This is a genomic window from Chryseobacterium hilariae (genome assembly GCF_051400735.1).
Taxonomy (GTDB): Bacteria; Bacteroidota; Bacteroidia; order Flavobacteriales; family Weeksellaceae; genus Chryseobacterium.
Window position 1 is genome coordinate 1,042,239 of record NZ_JBLFFJ010000001.1, and the last position, 24,197, is coordinate 1,066,435.

18 protein-coding genes are annotated in these 24,197 nt (G+C 37.8%); 3 read left to right on the forward strand and 15 right to left on the reverse strand.

Annotated features, from left to right (window positions below):
* Positions 1–39: 39 nt before the first annotated feature.
* The gene (locus tag ACMGDK_RS04840) at positions 40–345 is read left to right on the forward strand and encodes a hypothetical protein (RefSeq protein WP_436806888.1); all 306 of its coding nucleotides are present in this window, start codon (positions 40–42) and stop codon (positions 343–345) included.
* 265 nt (positions 346–610) lie between these two features.
* On the opposite strand, the gene guaA is transcribed toward ACMGDK_RS04840, so the two are convergent.
* The 8 genes from guaA to ACMGDK_RS04880 form a co-directional block, all read right to left on the reverse strand.
* Positions 611–2,140, reverse strand: coding sequence for a glutamine-hydrolyzing GMP synthase (guaA, locus tag ACMGDK_RS04845; protein ID WP_436806889.1), 1,530 nt, complete (start codon positions 2,138–2,140; stop codon positions 611–613).
* A gap of 176 nt (positions 2,141–2,316) precedes the next feature.
* Entirely contained in the window at positions 2,317–3,555 is a 1,239-nt protein-coding gene (gene purD / locus ACMGDK_RS04850; RefSeq protein WP_436806890.1) for a phosphoribosylamine--glycine ligase, read from the reverse strand.
* A gap of 88 nt (positions 3,556–3,643) precedes the next feature.
* The gene (gene purH / locus ACMGDK_RS04855; RefSeq protein WP_436806891.1) at positions 3,644–5,161 is read right to left on the reverse strand and encodes a bifunctional phosphoribosylaminoimidazolecarboxamide formyltransferase/IMP cyclohydrolase; all 1,518 of its coding nucleotides are present in this window, start codon (positions 5,159–5,161) and stop codon (positions 3,644–3,646) included.
* Between the two features lie 170 nt (positions 5,162–5,331).
* Positions 5,332–5,895 carry a phosphoribosylglycinamide formyltransferase gene (gene purN / locus ACMGDK_RS04860; RefSeq protein ID WP_436806892.1) on the reverse strand — a complete coding sequence of 188 codons (564 nt, stop codon included), beginning with the start codon at positions 5,893–5,895 and terminating at the stop codon, positions 5,332–5,334.
* A gap of 76 nt (positions 5,896–5,971) precedes the next feature.
* Positions 5,972–6,964, reverse strand: a complete 993-nt coding sequence (purM, locus tag ACMGDK_RS04865) for a phosphoribosylformylglycinamidine cyclo-ligase (protein ID WP_436806893.1) — start codon at positions 6,962–6,964, stop codon at positions 5,972–5,974.
* Positions 6,965–7,274: 310 nt separating this feature from the next.
* Positions 7,275–7,826, reverse strand: coding sequence for an NADPH-dependent FMN reductase (locus ACMGDK_RS04870; RefSeq protein ID WP_436806894.1), 552 nt, complete (start codon positions 7,824–7,826; stop codon positions 7,275–7,277).
* Positions 7,827–7,875: 49 nt separating this feature from the next.
* The gene (locus tag ACMGDK_RS04875; protein ID WP_436806895.1) at positions 7,876–8,604 is read right to left on the reverse strand and encodes a pirin family protein; all 729 of its coding nucleotides are present in this window, start codon (positions 8,602–8,604) and stop codon (positions 7,876–7,878) included.
* Between the two features lie 231 nt (positions 8,605–8,835).
* On the reverse strand, positions 8,836–9,177 hold the full coding sequence (locus ACMGDK_RS04880) for a winged helix-turn-helix transcriptional regulator (RefSeq protein ID WP_436806896.1): 342 nt from the start codon (positions 9,175–9,177) through the stop codon (positions 8,836–8,838).
* A 117-nt stretch (positions 9,178–9,294) separates the two neighbouring features.
* On the opposite strand from ACMGDK_RS04880, the gene ACMGDK_RS04885 reads away from it, so the two are divergent.
* Entirely contained in the window at positions 9,295–9,894 is a 600-nt protein-coding gene (locus tag ACMGDK_RS04885) for an FMN-dependent NADH-azoreductase (RefSeq protein ID WP_436806897.1), read from the forward strand.
* 211 nt (positions 9,895–10,105) lie between these two features.
* Here the strand turns inward: ACMGDK_RS04885 and ACMGDK_RS04890 are convergent, their stop codons facing one another.
* From ACMGDK_RS04890 to ACMGDK_RS04920, 7 genes are all read right to left on the reverse strand, one after another.
* Positions 10,106–11,509 carry an MFS transporter gene (locus ACMGDK_RS04890; RefSeq protein ID WP_436806898.1) on the reverse strand — a complete coding sequence of 468 codons (1,404 nt, stop codon included), beginning with the start codon at positions 11,507–11,509 and terminating at the stop codon, positions 10,106–10,108.
* A gap of 2 nt (positions 11,510–11,511) precedes the next feature.
* Positions 11,512–12,033 (reverse strand): nuclear transport factor 2 family protein, encoded by a 522-nt coding sequence (locus ACMGDK_RS04895; protein WP_436806899.1) that lies wholly within the window; start codon positions 12,031–12,033, stop codon positions 11,512–11,514.
* An 18-nt stretch (positions 12,034–12,051) separates the two neighbouring features.
* Complete coding sequence (locus tag ACMGDK_RS04900; RefSeq protein WP_436806900.1) at positions 12,052–13,899, reverse strand: glycoside hydrolase family 13 protein; 1,848 nt, start codon at positions 13,897–13,899, stop codon at positions 12,052–12,054.
* Positions 13,900–14,046: 147 nt separating this feature from the next.
* On the reverse strand, positions 14,047–16,203 hold the full coding sequence (locus tag ACMGDK_RS04905; RefSeq protein ID WP_436806901.1) for a glycoside hydrolase family 97 protein: 2,157 nt from the start codon (positions 16,201–16,203) through the stop codon (positions 14,047–14,049).
* 74 nt (positions 16,204–16,277) lie between these two features.
* Positions 16,278–17,393: a SusE domain-containing protein gene (locus ACMGDK_RS04910; protein WP_436806902.1), complete on the reverse strand. Its 1,116-nt coding sequence runs from the start codon at positions 17,391–17,393 to the stop codon at positions 16,278–16,280.
* Positions 17,394–17,409: 16 nt separating this feature from the next.
* Entirely contained in the window at positions 17,410–19,011 is a 1,602-nt protein-coding gene (locus tag ACMGDK_RS04915; protein ID WP_436806903.1) for a RagB/SusD family nutrient uptake outer membrane protein, read from the reverse strand.
* A gap of 12 nt (positions 19,012–19,023) precedes the next feature.
* Positions 19,024–21,780 carry a SusC/RagA family TonB-linked outer membrane protein gene (locus ACMGDK_RS04920; RefSeq protein ID WP_436806904.1) on the reverse strand — a complete coding sequence of 919 codons (2,757 nt, stop codon included), beginning with the start codon at positions 21,778–21,780 and terminating at the stop codon, positions 19,024–19,026.
* A 330-nt stretch (positions 21,781–22,110) separates the two neighbouring features.
* Between ACMGDK_RS04920 and metG the strand changes: the two genes are divergently transcribed.
* Complete coding sequence (metG, locus tag ACMGDK_RS04925) at positions 22,111–24,147, forward strand: methionine--tRNA ligase (protein ID WP_436806905.1); 2,037 nt, start codon at positions 22,111–22,113, stop codon at positions 24,145–24,147.
* The last annotated feature ends 50 nt before the right edge of the window (positions 24,148–24,197 follow it).

The window sequence follows — 24,197 nt, forward strand, 5'->3', positions numbered from 1 at the left end:
ATTTAGGAAAAAAAAATCTACTTAACATAACTTCAACAAATGGAAGATTCAATTTATTATAAAATTCAAGAATATGATCCCAAAATGAAAAGTTTTGAAATTTCCTATACAGATCGTCCATTACCTATAAAAGATTTAATATCATTATATACGCTGAGAAATAAGATAGCTCAAGATGAGAATGTAAAAAGATTAACCAAACAGATTCTTGACGATTTCTGTCTGATAGAACAACAATCTCATGAACATATTAAATTTGTAATTGCGAGGTATAACGGAATAAGTAGAATGTTCTTTTTCAGTGAAGATAAGTCTCAAATTTTCTCAGATTTCATATTTCAATAAAAAATACCCCCATAACTAGGCAGGAGTATTTTATTTCGTTGTACTTATTCCTGAAATCAATAAATCAACTTACACACTTCGACTTCGCTCAGTGTGACATCACTACTAACAGGTTGGTTTTCGAACTTTATCAGTCTGAGTGCAGTCGAAGACTTTTTTTACAATATCACTTCTAAATAAACACCTGGTAGTAATATCATTTAATACTAACAAAAAATCCTGCCCCATAAAGAGCAGGATCTGTATTATAAAATCACAGTGAAAATTATTCCCACTCAATAGTTGCAGGCGGCTTGCTTGAAATATCGTAAGCTACTCTGTTGATTCCTCTTACTTCGTTGATGATTCTGCTGGATACAGTATCCAGAAACTCGTAAGGAAGTCTGCTCCACGTTGCCGTCATAAAATCGATGGTGTTGGCAGAACGGACTACAGCTGTATATTCGTAAGTTCTTTCATCTCCCATTACTCCTACTGATTTCACAGGAAGAAGCACTACGAAGGCCTGAGAAACTTTTTCATAAAGATCATTTTTGTATAATTCTTCAATGAAAATATCATCAGCTTCCTGAAGGATTTTCACTTTCTCAGCATCTACAGCTCCCAATACTCTGATTCCTAATCCAGGACCCGGGAAAGGGTGTCTGTGTACTAAATGATGTGGAATACCTAACTCCTCACCTACTTTTCTTACCTCATCTTTGAAAAGCTCTCTTAAAGGCTCCAATAATTCGAATTCCATATCTTCAGGAAGTCCTCCTACATTGTGGTGTGACTTGATTACTGCAGACGGTCCGTTGACAGACTGGCTTTCGATAACGTCAGGATAAATGGTTCCCTGAGCTAAGAATTTAGCGCCTTCAATTTTATGGGATTCTTCATCAAAAACATGAATAAACTCGTTTCCGATAATCTTTCTTTTCTGTTCAGGATCGTCTACTCCTGCCAATTTTGAAAGGAATCTTTCTTTAGCATCCACCATTTTAATGTTCATATGGAAATGTTCTCCATAGTTGTCCATTACTTTCTGGCCCTCGTCTTTTCTCAATAATCCCGTATCAACAAAGATACAAGTCAGCTGATCACCGATTGCTTTGTGAATTAAAACTGCTGCTACAGAAGAGTCAACTCCTCCGGAAAGTCCAAGGATCACTCTGCTGTCTCCTACTTTCTCACGGATCTCTTCAACTGTTTTTTCGATATAATTCGTCAGCTTCCAGTTTTTCTCAGCATTACAGATGGCAAAAACAAAGTTTTCAAGCATTTTCCCGCCTTCTTCAGTGTGAGAAACCTCCGGGTGGAACTGTACGCAGTAGATTTTTCTATCTTCATTGGACATAGAAGCCATTACTCCTGATTTTGCATTCAATTCAAAACCCGCAGGCAGTGCTCCTACTTCATCAAAGTGACTCATCCATACGATAGAATTCTGAGTAACTCCTTTGAGTAAAGAACTTTCTTTAATGATATCCAAATGGGCTTTTCCGTACTCTCCTTTTTCACCTTTGTTTACTTTTCCACCTAAAAGGTGAGCTGTAAGCTGCATTCCGTAGCAAATTCCCAAAACAGGAACGCCTTGCTCATACAGTTCTTTTTCTACTAAGTGTGCATTTTCTGCATTCACAGAGCTTGGTCCTCCGGAAAGGATAATTCCTTTTGGCTGTTTGGCTAGAATATCCTGTAAAGGTGTATTGAAAGGAAGGATTTCAGAGTACACACCCATTTCACGGATTCTTCTTCCGATAAGCTGGTTGTACTGTGATCCGAAATCTAATATGATAATACCGTTGTTCATTATTATAATTGATAAATGATGATTGATAAATGATGATTGATAAATGATGTCAGATGTCAGACGTCAGATATCAGACTTGGGTGTCTGGAATCTGAGTTCTTGCATCTGGTATCTAATATTGACTGTTTTACAAAAAAAGACTTGGAAATGTTCCAAATCTTTTTTCGTGATTTATTTTAAAACTTTCCGATGTCTTCTCTGTAGAATCCATAATCGAAATGAATGTGGGCTGCATCTTCGTACACCTTTTTGCGGGCATCATCGTAAGTCGCTCCTGTAGCCACCACGTTCAGAACACGTCCGCCGTTGGAAACCACTTTATCGCCTTTTCTTACGGCACCTGCGTAAAGAAGTTTTGAATGTTTAAGCTTGTCCTCACCTACAATTTCGTACCCTGTTTCGATGTTTCTTGGGTAACCTCCGGAACACATCACAAGACATACTGCTTTTTCGTCTTTAAACTTAAGCTGGATATCTTTTCCTTCCATACAGTCCTGGATCACATCAAGAAGGTTGTTTTCCATTAATGCCATTAATACCTGAGTTTCAGGATCTCCGAATCTCATGTTGTATTCAAGAAGGTAGGTTCCGTTTTTAGTCACCATCAATCCGAAGAAAATGATTCCTTTAAAGCTGAATCCTTCTCCTTTAAGACCGTTAATGGTAGTCTGTAAGATATTTTTTTCGAAATCAGCGTAGTGCTCCTGAGTAAAATCAGGGCTTGGAGCTACAGATCCCATCCCACCGGTATTTGGTCCTGTGTCACCGTTTCCGGCTTTTTTGTAATCTTTTGCAGCGATACAAGGGAAAATCTTTTCACCGTTTGAGAATGCAATGATTGAAGCTTCAAAACCTTCTAAATATTCTTCAATAACCAGACGGATGCCGGCATCTCCATAAATTCTTCTGATCATGAAGTCGTGAATCGTAGCTTCAGCTTCTTCAAGGTTGTCACAGATAACAACACCTTTTCCACCTGCCAATCCACTGGCCTTAACCACTAAAGGATACTGCTGTGTCTGAACATATTCTTTAGCATCATTGTATGAATCAAATACTACAGCTTTAGCCGTTTTGATATCATAGGTCTGCATAAATTTTTTAGAGAAAGCCTTACTTCCTTCCAGGCTTGCTACTTTTTGGTTGGGACCGAAAACTTTAAGATCGTGCTTTTTAAATTCATCCTTCAATCCTGCTACAAGAGGTGCTTCAGGACCTACGATGGTAAGATCTATCTTTTCTTTAATAGCGAAATCTCTCAATTCTTTGATCTCTGATAAATGAACATTTTTCCCTATTACATCGGTGGTAGCATTACCGTTAGCAAAAAACATTTTAGAAATTCTCGGGTCATTCTGAAGCTTTGCTGCTAAAGCAGATTCTCTACCGCCTTCACCTATGATTAATATTCTCATACTTTATTTATTATCTAGTCTATTTTACAAATATATAATTTTGAATGCTATAAATACAATCCCAAATTATTTTTTAATTCTATTTTAATTAATGTAAAAAGTGTCTAACTCCTGTAAACATCATTGGGATACCGTGCTCATTGGCAGCTTCAATGCTGTCCTGATCTTTTACACTTCCGCCTGGCTGGATGATGGCCTTAATTCCTTCTTTGGCGCAAAAATCTACCACATCACGGAAAGGGAAAAAAGCGTCAGAAGCCAAAACAAGATCTCCTGAGAATTTCTCTTTGGCTCTTTCGATGGCCTGTTCGGTAGCCCAGATTCTGTTCACCTGCCCGCCACCGATTCCGAAGGCCTGGATACCATTGGAAACAACAATTGCATTTGACTTTACATACTTCACAACTCTCTGGGAGAAAAGAAGGGCTTTTTTCTGCTCTTCGGAAGGCTGTACCTCAGTTACCACTTTGATATCGTCAGAGAAATGGTTGTCATTGTCCTGAACCAGGATACCACCGTCGATCTTCACCCAAGTCTGCTTATCAGAAACAGGGTTAACGATTTTTATAATTCTAAGGTTTTTCTTTTTTCTTAAAACTTCGAGAGCTGCTTCATCAAATTCCGGAGCCATTACGATCTCAAGGAACGTTTTGTTCAGTTCTTCAGCTGTTGCCGCATCGATTTTATAGTTCATTGCAACAATTCCGCCAAAAATGGAAACCGGATCACATTCAAAAGTCTTTTGGTAAGTTTCTAAAGCTGATGTTCCGATCGCTACTCCACAAGGCGTAGAGTGCTTCACTGCGCAGCATGCCATTTCTTCTTTAAACTCCGTAACTACTTTCCAGCAAAGATCCATATCACGAAGGTTGTTGAAAGAAAGTTCTTTACCACCCAACTGTTCGAAATCTTTCATCGCACCGTTCTCAAAGGTAGAAACGTAGTAAGCAGCAGTCTGGTGAGGGTTTTCACCATATCTTAAGTCGGACGCTTTTTTGTATGAAGCATTAAGATAGGTAGGATATTCTTCATCCAAAAGCATTCTTGAAATAGCTCCGTCGTAAGCTGAAGTAAGGTTGAATACTTTTCCTGCAAGCTTCTTACGTGTTTCGATGTACGTATCGCCGTTCTGCTCCATTTCAAGCCTTACCGTCGCATAATCTTCGACATCGGTAATTACAGTAACGGAATCAAAGTTCTTAGCGGCAGAACGAAGCATTGAAGGACCTCCGATGTCGATAAATTCTACCTTCTCATGTAAAGAAATATCTTTGTTCACATTTTCAAAGAAAGGATAAAGGTTTACGATCACCATGTCGATCAGATCAATTCCGTGTTCCTGAACGGTTTTCATGTGCTCTTCATTGGAGCGGACTGCTAAAAGACCTCCGTGCACTTTAGGGTGAAGGGTTTTCACTCTGCCATCCAGCATTTCAGGGAAATTGGTTACCTCATCAATCTGAATCGGATTTAAACCAGCGTCTTTCAAATGTTTGAACGTTCCTCCTGTAGAAATCAACTCATAATTCTGGGCTTCCAAAAACTGGGCGAACTCGGTCAAGCCGCTTTTGTCAGAAACACTGATTAAAACTCTCTTTTTACTCATTTTACTTTCAATTTTTTACTTTTTACAGCTATTTCAAACTGTAGCCCGGTCTTTCACCCCCGGCCTTACTTTTATTTACTTAGATTTTTTTTTAATGTAGCAATGTATCAGTCTAGCAATGTAACAATGAATTTAATTGGTACACTGGTACTTTGTTATTGGTATATTATTTAATTTCCTAAAACTTTATTGATGGCTTTTGGAAATATTTCATATTCAATATGGTGAACTTTCTCTGCAATGGTTTCCGGAGTATCTTCTGCGTTTACTTCAAATGATTTCTGAAGAATCGCTTCACCTTCATCTATTCCCGGAGTTACAAAATGTACGGTTGCACCGCTTTCTTTTTCCCCAGCTTCAATAACAGCATTGTGAACATTCATTCCCCACATTCCCTTTCCTCCGAATTTCGGAAGCAGTGCCGGATGGATATTGATGATTTTTCCGGTCCAGTTTTCACAGAACTCAGGTCTCAGGATGGATAGGAATCCTGCCAATACAATAAGATCTGTATCTTTCGGAATCACATTTCCCAATTCACTGCTGAAATTCTTTCCTCTGGGAATCAGAACGTTTTCTATATGATGATTTTTTGCTCTTTCAAGTCCGTAACATTCTCTGTCTGCCACGACTAAAGATACTTTTGCATTCTGGATTTCTCCGCTCTCAGTAGCATCTATAATTCTTTGCAAATTGGTTCCGGAACCTGAAACGAGTATAACGATGTTTTTCATGTTGTTAATGTAACCATGTATCAGTCTAACAATGTAACAATGAATTTAATTGGTACACTGGTACATTGATCAATTGTTATATTGCTAAATTAATCTTCTCGCTTCCTTCCGTAATCTCACCAATTTCGTACGCATCATCTAAAAGATGCAATACTTTTTCAGCGTGGTCTGCATCTGCAACGATGATCATGCCCACTCCCATATTGAAGGTTCCGAACATTTCTTCACGGGATACTCCGCCTCTTTTTTCCAGTTCAAGCATTACGCTAGGAATTTTGATCTTGGCTGCATCGATAGAAGCACATAATCCTTCAGGAATAATTCTTGGAACATTTTCATAAAGGCCACCACCTGTAATGTGGGCAATACCGGAAACCTTTACTTCTTCCAATACTTTGTGGATATCTTTATAATATAATCTTGTTGGCACTAAAAGTGTTTCGAATAAAGGTTTTCCTTCAAACTCTTCTTCGAAATTAGGGAATACTTTTCTTACCAATGAAAATCCGTTGGAGTGAAATCCAGAGCTTGGCAGAGCAATAATTTTGTTTCCTGCTTTGATAGTAGAACCATCAATAATCTGATCTTTTTCAACGATTCCTACACAGAATCCGGCAACATCATAATCTCCTGGCTGGTACATTCCCGGCATTTCAGCAGTTTCACCACCGATCAGTGCACAGTTGTTGTCCTTACAAGCTTTCACCATTCCAAGGACGATCTCAGCAGCAATTTCTGAATCAAGCTTACCGCAAGCCAGATAATCTAAGAAGAATAATGGTTTTGCACCGTGGCAAAGGATATCATTGGCACACATGGCGAAACAGTCGATACCGATAGAATCGTATTGTTTGGTATCCAAAGCTACTTTCAGCTTGGTTCCTACTCCGTCTGTTCCTGAAACCAGCACGGGATTTTTATATCCTCCGATCTCATAGAAAGCCCCAAAACTTCCCAAATGGTTCAATACATTTGAGTTGTGGGTTTCGCCTACCGCTTTTTTGATCTTATTAACCGTTTTGTACCCTTCTTCTTTGTCTACGCCTGCTGATTTGTAAGTGTTGCTCATGTTTAATAATTTTTATTAATGTAGCAATGTATCAGTTTAACAATGTAACAATCATCTTGTTGGGAAAACCAAAAAACTGGTAAATTGATACATTGGTATATTGGTACATTTTATTTCTATAATTACTTTTTATATCGATTTTAGAAAATAAAAAAGCCGACAATCTTGGTAGATTATCGGCCGTTATTTTATCTCAGAATTTCAGAGCCCACAGTTTTCCCTTTCTCTGAGAAACATTCTTTAAAAGTGGTCTGAAATTTCATCTTATTTCTTTTTGCAAAAATAGTAATTTTAAATTAATATTCAAATTCTATTTTTCAAGGATAATTTCAATGGCTGCAATCTTCTTGATTTTTTCTTTTAATTCACTGTCTTTCTCTGCATTAGAAATCTTCTGAGCCGCTTTATCAAAGTTATCATTAAAGAAAGGAAGTGAGAAAGTTTCTACAATATTCCCTCCGTGGAAAGGAAAACGCTTGGATGCAGCTTCTAAAACTCCAGCTCCTCCTCTGCCTCCGGGCGAGGTAGACATCAGCAGCATAGGTATTTCGTTCCATACGGTTCTGTCCTTGATTCTGGACACCCAGTCGAATACATTTTTAAATGCTGTAGAGTATGTTCCATTGTGCTCAGGTAATGAAACCAAAAGAAGATTAGCTTCGTCAACTTTTGCTGCAAAATCGCGTGCTTCCTGAGGAATTCCATCGGCCAGTTCTCTTTCATGCTTATAAATAGGCATTTCAAAAGGGTTCAAATCTACTACTTCTACTTCTGCATTTTCAAAAAGCGATGAGGCATACGCTACTAAGTGTCTGTTCATTGAAGCATCCGAATTGCTTCCTGCTATTGCTAAAACTTTCATTGATTGTCTATTTTATACTGTGTTCTATTTATTACGAAGATCGTTAATGTTATTTTAAATAAGCCGGCAGTTCCATTGGCACCTCCATTAATAAGATCTCAGCATCTTCTACTGCTTCAATATTAAAGCTCTGAGTGTCCCAGATTCCCAATCCGTCCCTTTCATTCAAAATTCTGTCTCCTACTTTGGCGCTTCCTTTTAAAACGAAGGCATATACCCCGTTTCCTTTTTTATTAAGCATATAATTTTTACCGTTTCCGGCTTTAAAATTAGCCAGATTAAACCAGGCATCCTGATGAATCCAAACTCCGTCATCATTTTTGTTGGGAGATAAGATCTGCTGGAATCCGTTAATCTTTTCACCTTCTTTTATACTTTTCTGGTCGTATCTCGGCTCAACATTCAGTTCTTTAGGAAAAATCCAGATCTGCAGAAATTTCACTGCCTCATCTTTATTTTTATTGTATTCGCTGTGCATTACGCCGGTTCCTGCGCTCATTACCTGGATCTCCCCTTTTTTGATAACGGCAGTAGTTCCCATTGAATCTTTATGCTCCAGGTCTCCTTCCAGAGGAATAGAAATAATTTCCATATCCTTGTGCGGATGTGTTCCAAATCCCATTCCCTGCGATACGGTATCGTCGTTCAATACTCTTAATGCTCCAAAATTCATTCTGTCTTTGTTTTGATAATTGGCAAAGCTGAATGTGTGGTAGCTGTTTAGCCAGCCGTGATCTGCATGGCCTCTTGAATCTGCTTTATGATATACTGTTTTCATACGTGATTATTTATAGTACAAATGTAAGGGATGGGAGCCTTTGAAAGTGTTGATGTAGGTTAAGAAAGGATTTTGGACTGTGACAGAAGTGTTTTTCTGTTAATACAATGGTATAAACTTAAGGCATAAAGATTTTATCTAAGACAAATTGACTGAGGATATAAACTAGTTTTGAAATCTAAAATTGAGATAAAGCTTTTACTGACATGCTTAATTTAATATTACTAGTATTTATTTCAATTTTTCTGTCTCTGCTGGAGTTCCGAAAATACGTTTGCGGTGGTTTTCACCCCAATCTTTCAGAGATTCCACAACAGGGTGTAGTGTATTGGTATATTGTGTGGGATGGTACTCTATACTTACAGGATAGGTATCTTTAACGATTCTTTCAACTAAGCCGTTTTGTTCAAGTTCCTTTAATTCTTTTGCTAAAACTTTCGAGGTTAGTTTCGGGATACTTCTTTCAATTTCTGTAAACCGTTTATTGCCTGCGTTTAAAGAAATGATAATCTGTAATTTCCATTTGCCATTAATAACATCTAAGGTGTCACGGACAGGCTTTAATGCCTGCATGCAATCTTTATGATTATGTTGCTTTTCGATTTTTTCACTTTCCTTTAGGTAACTGCTATACTTTAGAAAGTGAAATTACAATAATTTTGTCATTAATAAAAACGAAAAATTTACAAAATGGAAAACATTTTAAATATCCAAACAAGCATTAATGGACAGGATTCTGTAAGCAACAAACTTTCTCAAGTTGTTATCAATCGATTATTAGATAAAAATCCTGGAAGCAAAGTTATTGTTCGTGATCTGGCTTTAAACCCGATTCCGCATTTAGGAATTCATCATTTCAGCGCTTCCAGAGTTCCTGACGAAGAAAAGAATGATGAACAGAAGGAAGCCTCAAAATATTCTGACGAAGCATTGAAGGAAATTCAGGAAGCTGATATCATCGTTATTGGTGTTCCTTTTTATAATTTCACTTTCCCTTCGACTCTAAAATCATGGATCGACAGCATTGCGGTTGCCGGGAAAACATTTTCGTATGCAGACGGAACACCCAAAGGCCTTTTACAAAACAAAAAACTTTTTTTAAATTTTGCCATCGGCGGAATGTATGAAAACGGACTTATTGAGAACATGGAGCATTATTTAAAAACTTTATTTGGTTTTATTGGAATTACCGATGTAGAGGTTTTCAAATCTCAGGGAATGATGGTTCCTCAGTTGAAAGATGAGAATTTCTCGAAGGCGGTTGCGGAAATTGAAACAGTTTTGGCATAGATCATTGAACTACCAAGGCTGAATTTTTATAATTTGTCATTGATAATTCATTTGGCCAGAGCCTTTGTTCATGGGATTAATTTAAAAAGCGGGCTAAGCCCGCTTCTATTGAATTATATTATGATTGACTGTACTGACATTCGAGGTTTCTGTGCTTCCATCATCCGACTTCTTCCTCTAGCTTCTACCCTCTAATTTCTAACTTCTTTCTTTAAAAATGTACCTGCTGGATTTCTTCTTCTATTTCCTTAGGGGTTTCATCTTCTGATTTTACAAAAATCATTGTAACGACAGCTCCGATTAACATACAGATACCTCCGACTACAATATAATCAATGGCTTGTTTTCCAAAAACGCTGCTTACAATGGGTCCTCCGAAAATACCATTGATGATTTGCGGGATTACAATGAAGAAATTGAAAATTCCCATATAAACCCCCATTTTCTTTTGCGGAATCGAATCAATCAGCATGGCATAAGGCATTGCAAGAATACTTGCCCAGGCAAATCCTAATCCTATCATTGAAATCCAAAGGCTATGGATATCTTTGATAAAATACATAGAAATAAGACCTAATCCACCACAAGCCAAAGCTAAAGCGTGGGTTTGCTTTTTACCAATAAACTTAGCAATCGGAGTCAGCGCAAATGCAAAGAAAATCGCATAAAAATTATAGCTTCCGAATAAACTTCCCGTCAAATCTCCGGCTTTATTAAATTCCACTGAATGGGTATCGTCAGGAGAAAGTCCGAAGTGATGGGTTGCCAAAGCACTGGTCGTGAAAACCCACATGGTAAATAAAGCAAACCATGAAAAAAACTGAACAATTCCAAGCTTTTTCATCTGAGAAGGTGCATTTCTGAAATCTTTAAAAATATCCGAGAATTTGGATTCATTTTTTACAATGGGTTTCCCACCTTCAAATGATGCGAACTCTTCCGGAGAATATTCTTTGGTCGTTATAATGGTATATAAAATTGATAAAATTAAAACTGCTGCCCCGATGTAAAAAGAGTAAATCACATTGTCTGCTACAAAACCTTTGGGAGCAACATTTGACACTCCTAATTTTGTCAGCCAGTTCGGCAAATCAGAACCTATAACAGCCCCAATTCCTATTAAAATGGTCTGAACAGAAAACCCAATGGTTGCCTGGTGTTTCGGAAGCATATCTCCTACCAATGCCCGAAAAGGTTCCATTGCCACATTGATTGATGCATCCATCATTGCCAGGAAAATAACCGCCATCAACAAAACATTGGCAGCCAGCATTTGCGTGGCAGAAGCAGCATTGGGAAGCATCACTAAACCAATCGCGCATAAAACTGCTCCAATTAAAAAATAAGGCTTTCTTCTTCCGAGCGGACTCCAGGTGTTATCTCCCATATGTCCGATAATCGGCTGAACAATAAGTCCTGTGATTGGTGCAACGAGCCAAAACCAGGATAATTCGTGAACATCTGCCCCGAAATTGGCAAGAATTCTACTTGCATTACCATTTTGTAACCCAAAAGCCATCTGAATTCCTAAAAATCCCATACTCATATTAATGATCTGGGCCATGGACAGGTTCGGTTTTATCTTTTTTGAAAAAGTATTGTGCGGAGGATTCATTATTATTTTTTTAATTCTTGGATTAAGGCATTCTCAATGGCGGCTTTCTCTGCAACCACTTTATCAACCACATCATTCGGAACAGTTACAGAAAGTACATACTGTTTTACTTTCCAGCTTCCGTTTATTTTTTCTACAACACCTGAACCTCTGCAGATTTTCATTTGGGTATCCAGAAGCTCATCAAACCAGGCCAGTTTTCCGTCTTTGCTGAAATAGATATTTCTTTTAAGGGAAGTGAAATTCCAGGTTTTCTTTTTGTCAAAATAAGGTTTGGCCCAAACCATAAAAGCCTTTTTGTCCCAAACTTCTGTGGCATCGGTTCCAATAAACGTGGACTCGTCTGCAAAGTAGTTGAAATAGGCAGTGAAATCAGCTTTTGCGGCAGCAGTATTAAAGCCGTCCAGCATAGTTCCTATTTCTGTTTTATCCTTTTCAAATCTTGCCCCGTTGGATTGGGCGCTTATTCCCATAAAACCAAGTATAAAAAGCACTAATGTGTAAATAACTGTTATTTTTTTCATTGTATGATTGATTTAGTTTTAGAGTTCGATGATCATTGGAGTTTTTGCTGGTACAGTGAGACTGTTTTTCATAGAAAATTCCTTTCCTGAAATAACGTCTTTACCTTTTGTCACACCGTTTAATGATTCTGAAAAACGTTTTAAATCTAATGTCTGATCTTTTTCATTATTGTTGACAACTACCATTACATTGTCCTTGGTATCATATCTGAAATAGACAAATACACCATCCTGAGGAACGTAATTCTTAGTTTTTCCGGTATGAATCACTTCTTTTCCTTTTCTCCAGTTTAATAATTTTTGGCTAAACTGATAAAATTCTTTCTGTTCGGGAGTCTGTGATGAAGGGTTAAAAGCATTCTGCGCATCCGATTTCCACCCACCAGGAAAATCCCTGCGGATATCGGCATCGCCTCCTTTAGCTTTATCTCCTCTCATCCCTACTTCTGAACCGTAATAAATCTGTGGAATGCCTCTGACCGTGGAAATCAGGGTCAATGCCATTTTGTAGGCTTTCGGATCGGCATTGAATATTTCATTCCATCTTTCGGTATCATGATTTTCAAAGAAGACCAGAAGATTATTGATGTCCGGATACAGGAAATCGCTGGTAAAAACGTTGTAAATTTTAATCATTCCGTTATCCCAGCTCTCTTTTTCTTTAAGGGCTTTCGGCATATCAGCAAACAGCATAAAATCCATAACGGAAGGCAGATTTGAATTGTAGCCGGCTGCTTCTCCAGTTTTAGAGTTTTTTTGCCAGGCAGAAATCTGTCCTGCTGTATACAGCCAGGTTTCACCTACAATATTGAATTTGGGATATTCATCGGTAATCGCCTTTGCCCATTTGGCCATACCTTCTTTATCATTGTACGGATAGGTATCTACGCGCAGGCCACCCAATTCTGCATATTCAATCCACCAGATTGCATTTTGGGTAAGATACTTTAAAACCAACGGATTTTTTTGATTGACATCCGGCATGGTGGTATCAAACCAGCCATCCAGTGCGTATTTTTTATCAATTTCTGAGGCATTGGTATCAAACTGGGTCGTTGTTTTATAATTGGACCGGTAAAAGCCATTTTTCCCTTCATCAAACCAGTGAATCCAGTCTTTTGAAGGCAGGTCTTTGATGATCCAATGGGACACTCCCCAATGGTTGGTTACATAATCCATAACCAGCTTCATATTCCGTTTGTTCAGCTTCTGGGAAAGTTCGCGGTATTCTTCATTAGTTCCGTAGCGGCCGTCGATTTTATAAAGATCAGTCTGTGCATATCCGTGATAGGAATATACTTTTTCATTGTCTTCATTGACAGGTGTAAGCCAGACAGATGTGGCTCCAAGGTTTTGGATATAATCAAGGTTATTGATAATTCCGCGAAGATCTCCGCCATGTCTTCCGTTCGGTAAGCTACGATCTGCTTTTTCAATAAGATCAGGTCTGGAGTCATTTTTTTCATCACCGTTAGCAAAACGGTCCGGCATGATAAGATACATGACATCTTTTGAAGTAAAAGATTCACGGTCTGCGGATCCGGGCGTTCTTTGTTTCAGCTCATAAGTGTAGGAGCTTATATTTTTCTTTCCTTTCTTAAGATTGATTTTAAACTTGGGAACATTAATTTCATTGGTATTGACCGTAACAAAAACATAATTGGGGTTTTCAACTTTTTTTATGTCTTTTATCTGAATACCGTCGGAAAGCTCAATTTCATTTTGGGCAATATCTTTTCCATATACCAGGATCTGAAGTTCAGGATTTTTCATTCCTTTCCACCAAAAAGCAGGCTCTACTTTCTGAATCTGAGAAAAAGCTACAGAAGCTGCTGAAAGGGCAAAAATTGTGTATATTTTTTTCATGTATGATTATATTTTGATCAACAAGGTCGTTCTGTTCAGTATATTTTTTCTATATTTTCATCAATTGTTTTTGTTCTAAAAAAGTAATGCCCCGGCCCATTTCGAATATATAATGAACCGGGGCATAACAAACTTATGAATTAAATCTTAATTGACAGGCTTTACAGAAACTGCAAAACCGCCGCTTCTTGCCATTTTGAAATTCAATTTAGATTTGCTGGTGACCTGCTTTTTGTAGATGTTATAGCTTTGAGGGTTATCGATGTAATCTGCATCTTTTCCATCTTCATAAACTGTTACCTCATATTTTTTCCCTTTATCCAGGAAAGAGAAATCTACGGTGTATTCTCGCTTATTTTCATCGGTAATACCTCCTACAAACCAATTGTCAGTGCCTTTTGCTTTTCTGGCTGTGATGACATAATCTCCCGGCTCTGCCGACAGAATCTTAGTATCATCCCAGTCTGCTGCAACATCCTTGATAAACTGGAATGCATCCATATGCTTTTTATAGTTTTCAGGAAGGTCTGCTGCCATCTGAAGAGGCATGTACATTGTTACGTACAAGGCAAGCTGTTTAGCAAGTGTAGTTTTCACAAAACGCTTATCTCCAGGGAAATAATAGTCTAATTTGGTTTGAAAAATTCCCGGCGTGTAGTCCATAGATCCACCCATCCATCTTGTAAAAGGAAGAACGGTCTGGTGATCGGGTTTATTTCCTCCGAATGCTTCGTATTCAGTTCCTCTGGCCGCTTCTGCAGAAATATAGTTCGGATAGGTACGGCTTTCTCCTGTAGGACGTACTGACTCGTGGGAATTGACCATTATTTTATAATCGTTTGCTTTTTCAGCAATTCTGTAAAAATGGTTGATCGTCCACTGTGAGTAATGGTGCTCTCCCCTTGGGATGATATCTCCTACATAGCCTGTTTTTACGGCATCATAACCGTATTTATTCATCAGCTGGAAAGCTTTGTCCGACCATCTTTCGTAGTTGGTTGCAGAACCGGATGTTTCGTGGTGCATGATAAGCTTAATCCCTTTTGAGTGGGCATAATCATTCAGCATTTTGATATCAAAATCCGGGTAAGGTGTAATAAAATCGAAAACATATTCTTTGGAATGACCGAACCAGTCTTCCCAACCAATGTTCCATCCTTCAATCAGCAGTCCCTGAAAACCGTTTTCAGCCGCAAAGTCGATATACTCTTTAACTTTTGTATTGTTCGCCGCATGCTTTCCGTTTGGCGTCAGTTTTGAGAAATCTGTTTTGTCCAGATGTAAGTTTTCAGCGGTAGAATAAGCCCACTGGGATTTTCCGATGATCATTTCCCACCATACACCCATATATTTGGTAGGATGAATGTAGGAAGTATCGGTATATTTTGTAGGTTCGTTAAGGTTGAAGATCATTTTGGATTCCATCACCTCTTCTGCTTTCGGAGAAACGATAATAGTTCTCCAAGGCGTTACTGAAGGGGTTTGAATATATCCTTTTGCCCCCTGCCTGTCAGCAGTAAGATGTGTTTTGAACTTAAAACTTTGAGCATCCACTTCAAGATGGGAAGCTGGATAATCTAAAACAGCTGCTTCTGCCACATTCACATACAAAGGATTTTTACCTTCCTTTTTAAGCATCAACGGAGACTGGACAGCATTTTTAACGAGAGCCTGGGAAGCATTGGCATCGAATGCCTTATCCCATTGGGAAGGAATTTCGGAGATCTTTGTTTCCTGGTATTGATATTCCTGGGAATCATAATCTGCAACCATCCACCATGCTTTCATATCTGTAGGGAAATCAATTTCGGAATCTTCTTCTCTGATCACGAAATAGTTCAGGTTTTTTTGCTGCGGAAATTCATATCTGAATCCCAATCCATCATTAAACAGTCTGAACTTTACAACAATGCTTCTGCTTGTAGAAGCCTGATCAAGGGTAATGGCAAGTTCGTTGTAATGATTAACATAGTTTTTCTTTTCACCAAGCACCGGCTGCCAGGTTTCATTTTTAGAGTCACGTTTTTCTTGTGTTTTCGTGAACCCGTTGTTCAGGTCAAATTTTGCGTCTTCAGCCTTAGCAATTTCGGAAGCGAATTTGATAGCTGAATCTTTAAATAATCTCAATCCTAACTTAGAATCTTCTACCACCACAGCACCATTATATTTCAGGTTGTAATAAGGTACTCCCTGTTTCAACTGAAAATTCATTTCAAATTTTCCATCCGGTGATTTCAAAGACTGTGCATTAACACCTGCGAACATCATTGAGAGCAGCATCGCTCCAACTGTAATTTTCTTCATAATGATTATTTATAAACTTAAAAATAGATAAAGTGCTGCGGTAAAGCAACACTTTATCAAATTATTTATATGTTTTACAATTTTGTAATAGTCAGCTTATAATAGGCTGAGTTATGCAGATCCAGCTCTATTTTATAGTTCCCTGCATCCGAAACTTTGTAACCATGATCTCCTGTTACTGTATTTTCAGCATTGAAATATGTCTGTACAGCTTTTCCTGAAACCAGCGCTTCATCAGCATCTTTAGGCTGAATTTTCAAGGCCCAGTCATCATTTGCTCTGAATTTAAACAGCCCGCTGCTCGTCAGCATAATAGAATTGATCACATAGGTTTTGGTAGCAGGATTGTAAACAAAATCTGTATCTGAACCCCATCCTGTAGGGGTAGCATCTCCGATAATCCCGAAGTTGGCAAGTACCGAAGAATAGGTATTGGCAGCCCAGTCTACTTTCATGTAGAAGGTTCCTGCTGAAGCCGGCACAATATCTGACCCGTCCACAACCAGTTTTCCTGTTTTTGTTCCATCATCACCTTTATTTCCCGGCCAATCCTGATTGATCGCAAATTTGTACTTCCCGTTATCACCTGTTGCATTGTTAATCCAGATAAATCCTCTGTATTGATCATTTTTTTCAGGAGAGAACAGGTTTGGTGAATTGGCAGGATTCCAATTTGCATATCCTGCTGCTCCGGCATAGGCTCCGGGAACGTTAATCTTCGGATATACCAAATCCGGATTTGGAGTATAAGGTGTTACTTTAAGGGCTATTACATTGGAATAAAAAGCTGCTGATCCTACAGATGTTTTAAGTCTGGCTTCAATATCATTCACCACGTCCGGAGCTGCTCCAATATTGAACATAGCAGCATTCATTGCGGCATGGGTAACAGAACCTGTCGTTACATCATTGGAAAAATCAACAGTAGCACTTTTTTTAAAATTATCTCCTTTGATCCCGAATTCTATCTGCTGGCTTGGAACTACAGCAATATTAAATGTCGGTTTTGTCCATGTAAAATTAATTACAGCATCATTAGCAGTAAGCTCGTTAAGAACTATTGCACTTTTATCGGAGGAGATTTTGGCTGTTGATGTTTCATTAATCACAGCCTGATCTTCATCTTTTTCACAGGAAATAACCAGAAAACCTATGAAGGCTATGGTTAATAATCTAAATATTTGTTTCATTTTATAGTGTTTTTAATTAATATCCAGGATTCTGAATCAGGTTAGGATTGGCTATAATGTCTTTATTTGGAATAGGGAAAAGATTTCTATAGCTTTCAACAGCTTTTCCATCTTTAACATTACCTTTCCATGGCCATAGATAATCTCCTGTAGTAAATTTGTTAAAACGGACAAGATCTGATCTTCTAGATGTTTCCCAAGAAAGTTCTCTTGCTCTTTCATCCAGAATAAAATTCAGATTTATTGAGGTTACGTTTCCACTTGTATTACCATAAGCACGTTCTCTTAACTGATTAACATAGGTTACTGCAGTCGCCTGGCTACCACCGCTACCGCCTCTTAGAACAGCTTCTGCATACATCAGATAGATATCTGCTAAACGATATAAAGGAATATCAGCTTCCACCCAGTTATCATGTGCACCTACAGATCCATTGCTTTTAACATTCTTATACTTGATAAATGCATATCCATCTGTAAAAGAACCCAGATCGTTAATTTCCAAATTCTGTCCTGCTGTAAAAAACCGTCCTCTTTTATCACTTCCATTAGTTGGAAACAGATTTACAAATGCTTTGGTCGTTCTGATTCCGCTCCAGCCTCCGTTGATTCCAAAATCAGAAGCTTTCATACCTCCACCTACTGCTGCATGAACCAGGTAAGTGGTTCCACCATTGGTTTGAGTATTAATTCCATCAAAATTTACACTTAGAATCTGTTCTGGATTACTGATATTATTGTCTGCAAGGAACAGATCATCATATTTTGGTTTTAAGGAATAACCTGCTGCAATTATTTTGTTACAATAAGTGATACAATCTGTATTTCTCTGTGTTCCGGTATATACTTCAGCATTCAAATATAATTTTGCCAATAACGCCCAGGCTGCAGCTTTGTCTGCTCTGCCATAATCATTGGTTTTAGGTTCTTTTAATTCACCTGCCACCGCAACCAGTTCAGATTCTATGAAGTTAAATAATGATTTTCTGTCTATTCTCTGCGGAGGATTTACAGATCCAGGAAGATATGTTTCATCTACAAAAGGCACATTCCCGAACATGTCTATTGCATGATAATAGGATTGTGCTCTTAGAAAACGGGCTTCGGCTCTCATTAATTTTGCCTGAGCAAGGTTATCTCCTGTAATATTATTTGCTGCTAATTTTTCGTCTGTAACATTTCTCAGAAATTCATTACAAAAAGCAATTTCCGTATATACTCTGTAATACATTGCGGCAATAAATTCATTAGAAGCATCCCATGTCATCTTATGAAGGGTATGAAGGTTTCCATCATTCCAGCCTATTACTGCTTCATCAGTAGTTATTACGTTAAGGGTATACAATAATCTTGTATACTGTGAAAAACCTCCGTTAATTCCATTAATATCACTGTCAGGCTGGTCACCATCTCCACTTACCTGTCCTCCCATAGCAAGACCTCCATACAGTTTTGCTAAGATATTTTTATAGTTAGAAAAATCTTTATAAATACTTGCAGAAGTAACATCTGTTATTGGCTCTCTTTCCAGATCTTTTACACATGACGCTGTAGTCAGTAGAAATGCGGCAGAAAGAGGCAATACTATATTTTTAAGTGTGATTTTATTTAGTTTCATCGTAATTATTATTTAAAATTGAAAATTAAAGCCTAAAGAATATATTCTTGGCATCTGATAATATCCGTTGTCTATGTTCCCAAAAACTTCAGGATCAACTCCTGTATATTTAGTGATTACAAAAACGTTTTGTGCCATACCGTATACTTTCAGATTGCTCCCTTTAGAGAAAACTTCACCGAAATTATAGCCAATATTGATATTATCTAATCTTAAGAACGATGCATTCTCTACATAAATATCCGATTTGTACTGAGGTACAGAAAATTTATATTCTGGCGCAGTGGAGAATACATTTTGAAGGTATTCGTTTGTAGATGCAGACTGTAACGAACTGTTGGATGCCATGTTGTTATACACATAGTTTCCTAATACGGCTCTGGCACTAAGCGCAAAATCCCAGTTTTTATGAGATACTTTGGTTGAAAAACCTAAAATAGCATCCGGAGTAGTAGACTTGTAATAATACATATCTTTTGTATTGATTATGCCATCTGCGTTTCTGTCAACAAATGCTCCATCTACAGGTTTTCCATTAGTATCATACACCTGCTGGTACACCCAGAATGAGTTTGGTGCATATCCTACAGCATGTGCCTGAATTCTGTTTCCGGCACCACCTTCAATACCACCAACTTCCATATTGAATGACTCATCAGCTCTGTCTTTCAATTTAGTTACAATTGGGTTATAATGTGTCGCGTTAAAACTTAATTCCCAAGTAGTCTTTTCATTTTTAACAGGAACTATTGTAATACTTCCTTCAATACCTTCATTCTTCATATCTCCCACATTTTGCCAGCTGGCATTACTTAAACCTCCAGCCGCTTCATCAGCATATACCAATAGATCTTTAGTATCTTTTCTGAAAAGGTCGATAGACCCGGTAATTCTATTTTGAGCAAAACCAAAATCTAACCCTATGTTTTTTGTTGTGGTAGTTTCCCATGTAAGATTTGGATTATAATTGGCAGGTCTGAACATAAAATAATATTCGTTTCCAAACTGGTAACTAGCACCTGGGTAACTTGGATTATATGCTGCAAATGCCGGATAATTATTCGGTTTGTTTCCGTTCAGAGCCGGTAATTCCTGTTGTCCGGTTTTCCCCCATCCTGCTCTCAATTTTAAAGTACTGATTGCTGAAATATTTTTAATAAAGCTTTCCTCATTAAGCTTCCAGGCAAGGGAAACTCCAGGGAAGACACCCCATACATTATCTCTCGTCCCGTTAAAGAATCTTGAAGAACCGTCTTTACGAACAGATCCAGAAATAATATATTTGTTGGCTACTGTAAAAATAGCTCTTCCATAAAAAGATATTAATGTATTCTGTGTTTCAAAATCCAGGTCCGGTGGTAATGTAGTACCATTTCCTTTATATGTAATAGCTCCCGGAACAATTGTGCGGAAGTCCTGATAAGCATATCCGGCTGTAATATCTACCCCTGTATTGATTGCGCTTATAGTTTTCACATAATTAAAGTAGGTTTCCAAAAGCTTGTTTTTCTTTTCCATTGAATAGAAGTTTGAGCTTCCTTTATCCCCATAGCCGGGTCTGTAAATGGCATCTTTAAATTTGTGTCCTTCACTTTTTGTATAATCATAACCGGCATTCACATTAAAATGCAGGTCAGGAAGAAAGTGCAATTTATAATCTAACTGAATATTTCCCAATCCTCTGGTCACAGATGATACATCCCGTACCCCATCAATTAACCCAAGAGGGTTGGTATTGGCATTAACATTATATCCTGTTGCTGATCCTGAATCCAACCATTCATAGTAACCTCCATAATTGGAATTTCCGGAATATACAGGCTGTGTAGGATCAAAATAAGTAGCTGCTTTGATTACTCCGCCATCCACAAATCTGTTATCTGTGAAAGTTCCTTTGGCATTGACATTTACTGATAAATGATTATCTAAGAACTTAGGATTTAAGTTCAAGCCTACTGAGGTTCTACGGAAAGAATTTGATCTTACAATACCGTTCTGCTCGTTGTACCCTAATGACAAACGGTAAGGCAAACCTTTAATACCTCCTGAAAGGGCCACATTATTGTCTGTTCCCCAAGCTGCCTGATATATCTTGTCCTGCCAGTTAGTATCTGCATTTCCAAGTTTGGTCTTGTAGTTTGCCGGTGCATAGGTATTAACAAAATCTCTAAACTCCTGTGCATTTAATACATCTACATTTCCCATTTTGGTAGAAACCGAAGCTACTGTTGAGAAATTCACTTTAAATTTTCCTGAACTTCCCTTCTTAGTTGTGATCAAAATAACACCATTAGAAGCTCTGTTACCATAGATAGCTGTAGCAGAAGCATCTTTCAGAATATCAAATGTTTCAATATCATTGGGGTTGATGAGGGATAAAGGATCAGAAACACCGTTCATCCCCACAAAATCCTGAGGAACTCCATCAATTACAATCAATGGAGAATTTTCTCCACTTAAGGAAGATGTTCCCCTGATTCTAATTTTGGTTCCTGATCCCGGTGCACCGCTGTTATTGGTAATCTGCACCCCAGGTGTTTTCCCTTGAATCAGCTGACCTGCAGAAGTTGCGCCTCCGTTGAAATCTTTGGCAGTGACGGAAGTAATAGACCCGGTAAGGTCAGATTTCTTTTGTTTACCATACCCTATCAATACAACCTCCTCGATTTTTTTCTCTTTGGTTATAGTGTCTTGTGTCTGTGCATGTATTATTGAGCTAGCTAGTAAAAAAGCAGGCGCAATTTTTAATACCGTTGTAAAATTTTTCACAATATCGTTTTTTTAGTTTCGTTTCTTAATAAGGCTGTACAAACCAGCCTTGCAATTTATAAAAAAATTAGAATTATTATAATATTATTGAAAATTTGGATAATTTTATGTAAATTGCTTGTCTATTAAAAAATTAAACATCTGTTTTTCATAACATTACATTAATATATGCAATACATAACATATGTTGTATTTTAACATTTAGTTAAACAATTGTTTAACTAAATATAATATTAAATCCTTTTAAGAGAGCAAAAAACTTATTATAGCAGAAGTTTAGGCACTTTTAGGCAGATAATCCTTATCTTTGCCGTCAAAACTTTACTATAAATGTCAAACAGAAAGATGATTACGGCAGCTTTGCCTTATGCAAACGGACCGGTTCATATAGGACATTTGGCAGGTGTATATATTCCTGCGGATGTCTACGCAAGATTTCAGAGAAGATTAGGAAAAGATGTAGCGTTTATCTGCGGGTCGGATGAACATGGGATTCCTATTACCATCAGAGCAAAAAAAGAAGGAGTAACGCCTCAGGATATCGTGGATAAATACCATGAGATCATCAAAAAATCCTTTTCGGATCTGGGAATTTCATTTGATGAATATTCCAGAACAACTTCAAAAAAACATTACGAAACGAGCCAGGATTTTTTTAAAGTTCTTTATGAAAAAGGAAAGTTCACGGAAGAGGTTTCTGAGCAGTATTTTGATGAACAAGCCGGAGAATTTCTGGCAGACCGGTATATTGTAGGAACATGCCCGAATTGCGGCAATGAAAATGCGTACGGGGACCAGTGCGAAAAGTGTGGTTCTACCCTATCACCTTCAGAGCTGATCAACCCGAAATCGATGCTAAGCGGAAATATTCCAATCCTTAAGGAAACCAAAAACTGGTATCTTCCTTTAAATGAATATGAAGACTTTTTAAACGAATGGATCATTGAAGGCCATAAAGACGACTGGAAACCGAATGTTTACGGTCAGGTTAAATCATGGTTAAATGATGGTTTAAAGCCACGTGCCATGACCAGAGATCTGAACTGGGGAGTTCCGGTTCCGCTTCCGAATGCAGAAGGAAAAGTTCTTTATGTTTGGTTTGATGCTCCTATCGGATATATTTCTTTTACGAAAGAATGGGCAGAGAGAAACGGGAAAAACTGGAAAGATTACTGGCAGAGTGAAAATAGTGACCTGGTTCATTTCATCGGGAAGGATAATATTGTATTCCACTGTATTATTTTCCCTGCGATGATGAAGGCTCACGGTGATTATATCATGCCGAAAAATGTTCCTGCCTTTGAATTCTTAAACCTTGAGAACGATAAGATCTCAACCTCAAGAAACTGGGCGGTATGGGCCCATGAATATGTGGAAGAATTCCCTGGGCAGCAGGATGTTCTGAGATATGCATTACTTTCATCAGCTCCGGAAACAAAGGATAATAATTTTACATGGAAAGATTTCCAGACTAAAAATAATTCGGAACTGGTAGGAATTTTTGGAAACTTTATTAATAGAGTTGCTGTTCTTATCCATAAATATTATGACGGAGTGGTTCCTCAGGGAGATGTAAACAGCCCTGAACTGAAAGAAATTAACAAAGCGGCTAAAGAAATTTCAGGATTCTTAGAAAATTATGAATTCAGAAATGCATTAACTGCATTAATGAATCTTGCCCGTTTCGGAAACCAGTATCTTCAGACTGAAGAACCTTGGAAAACCATTAAGGATAGTCCTGAAAAAGCAGCACAATCTTTATTTGTAGGAGCTCAGCTGGCTGTTGCATTAGCTCAGTTATGCGAACCATTCATGCCTTTCAGTTCTGAAAAATTGTTAACGATGTTCAATGCCAAGCAGGTAAACTGGAGTGATGTTGAAGATAAATCTGTTTTAATAGAAACAGGTCATAAAATCAATGAAGCTTCTCTTCTTTTCTCAAAAATTGAAGACAGTGTAATTGAAGCTCAGATTGAAAAACTGGAACAGACCAAACAAAACAATAAAAAAACAAACCCTAACGCCAACCCTATGAAAGAAGAGATTTCTTTTGATGATTTTGCTAAAATAGACCTTAGAACAGCAACCATTCTAGAGGCTGAAAAAGTAGAAAAAGCGGATAAATTATTAAAATTCAAAGTAGATACAGGCGTTGATATCAGAACTGTAGTTTCAGGTGTTGCAGAAAGCTTCACACCGGAAGAACTTATCGGGAAACAAGTAATGATCTTATTGAACCTTGCTCCAAGAAAGATCAGAGGAATAGAATCTCAGGGTATGTTCTTATTAACGACAAAACCTGATGGAAAACTGTCTTTCGTAACACCGGATGACAGCAATGTAGAAAATGGTATTGAGATAGGATAATTAATATTTAAGATAAAACAAAAGACACATGAAAAATCATGTGTCTTTTG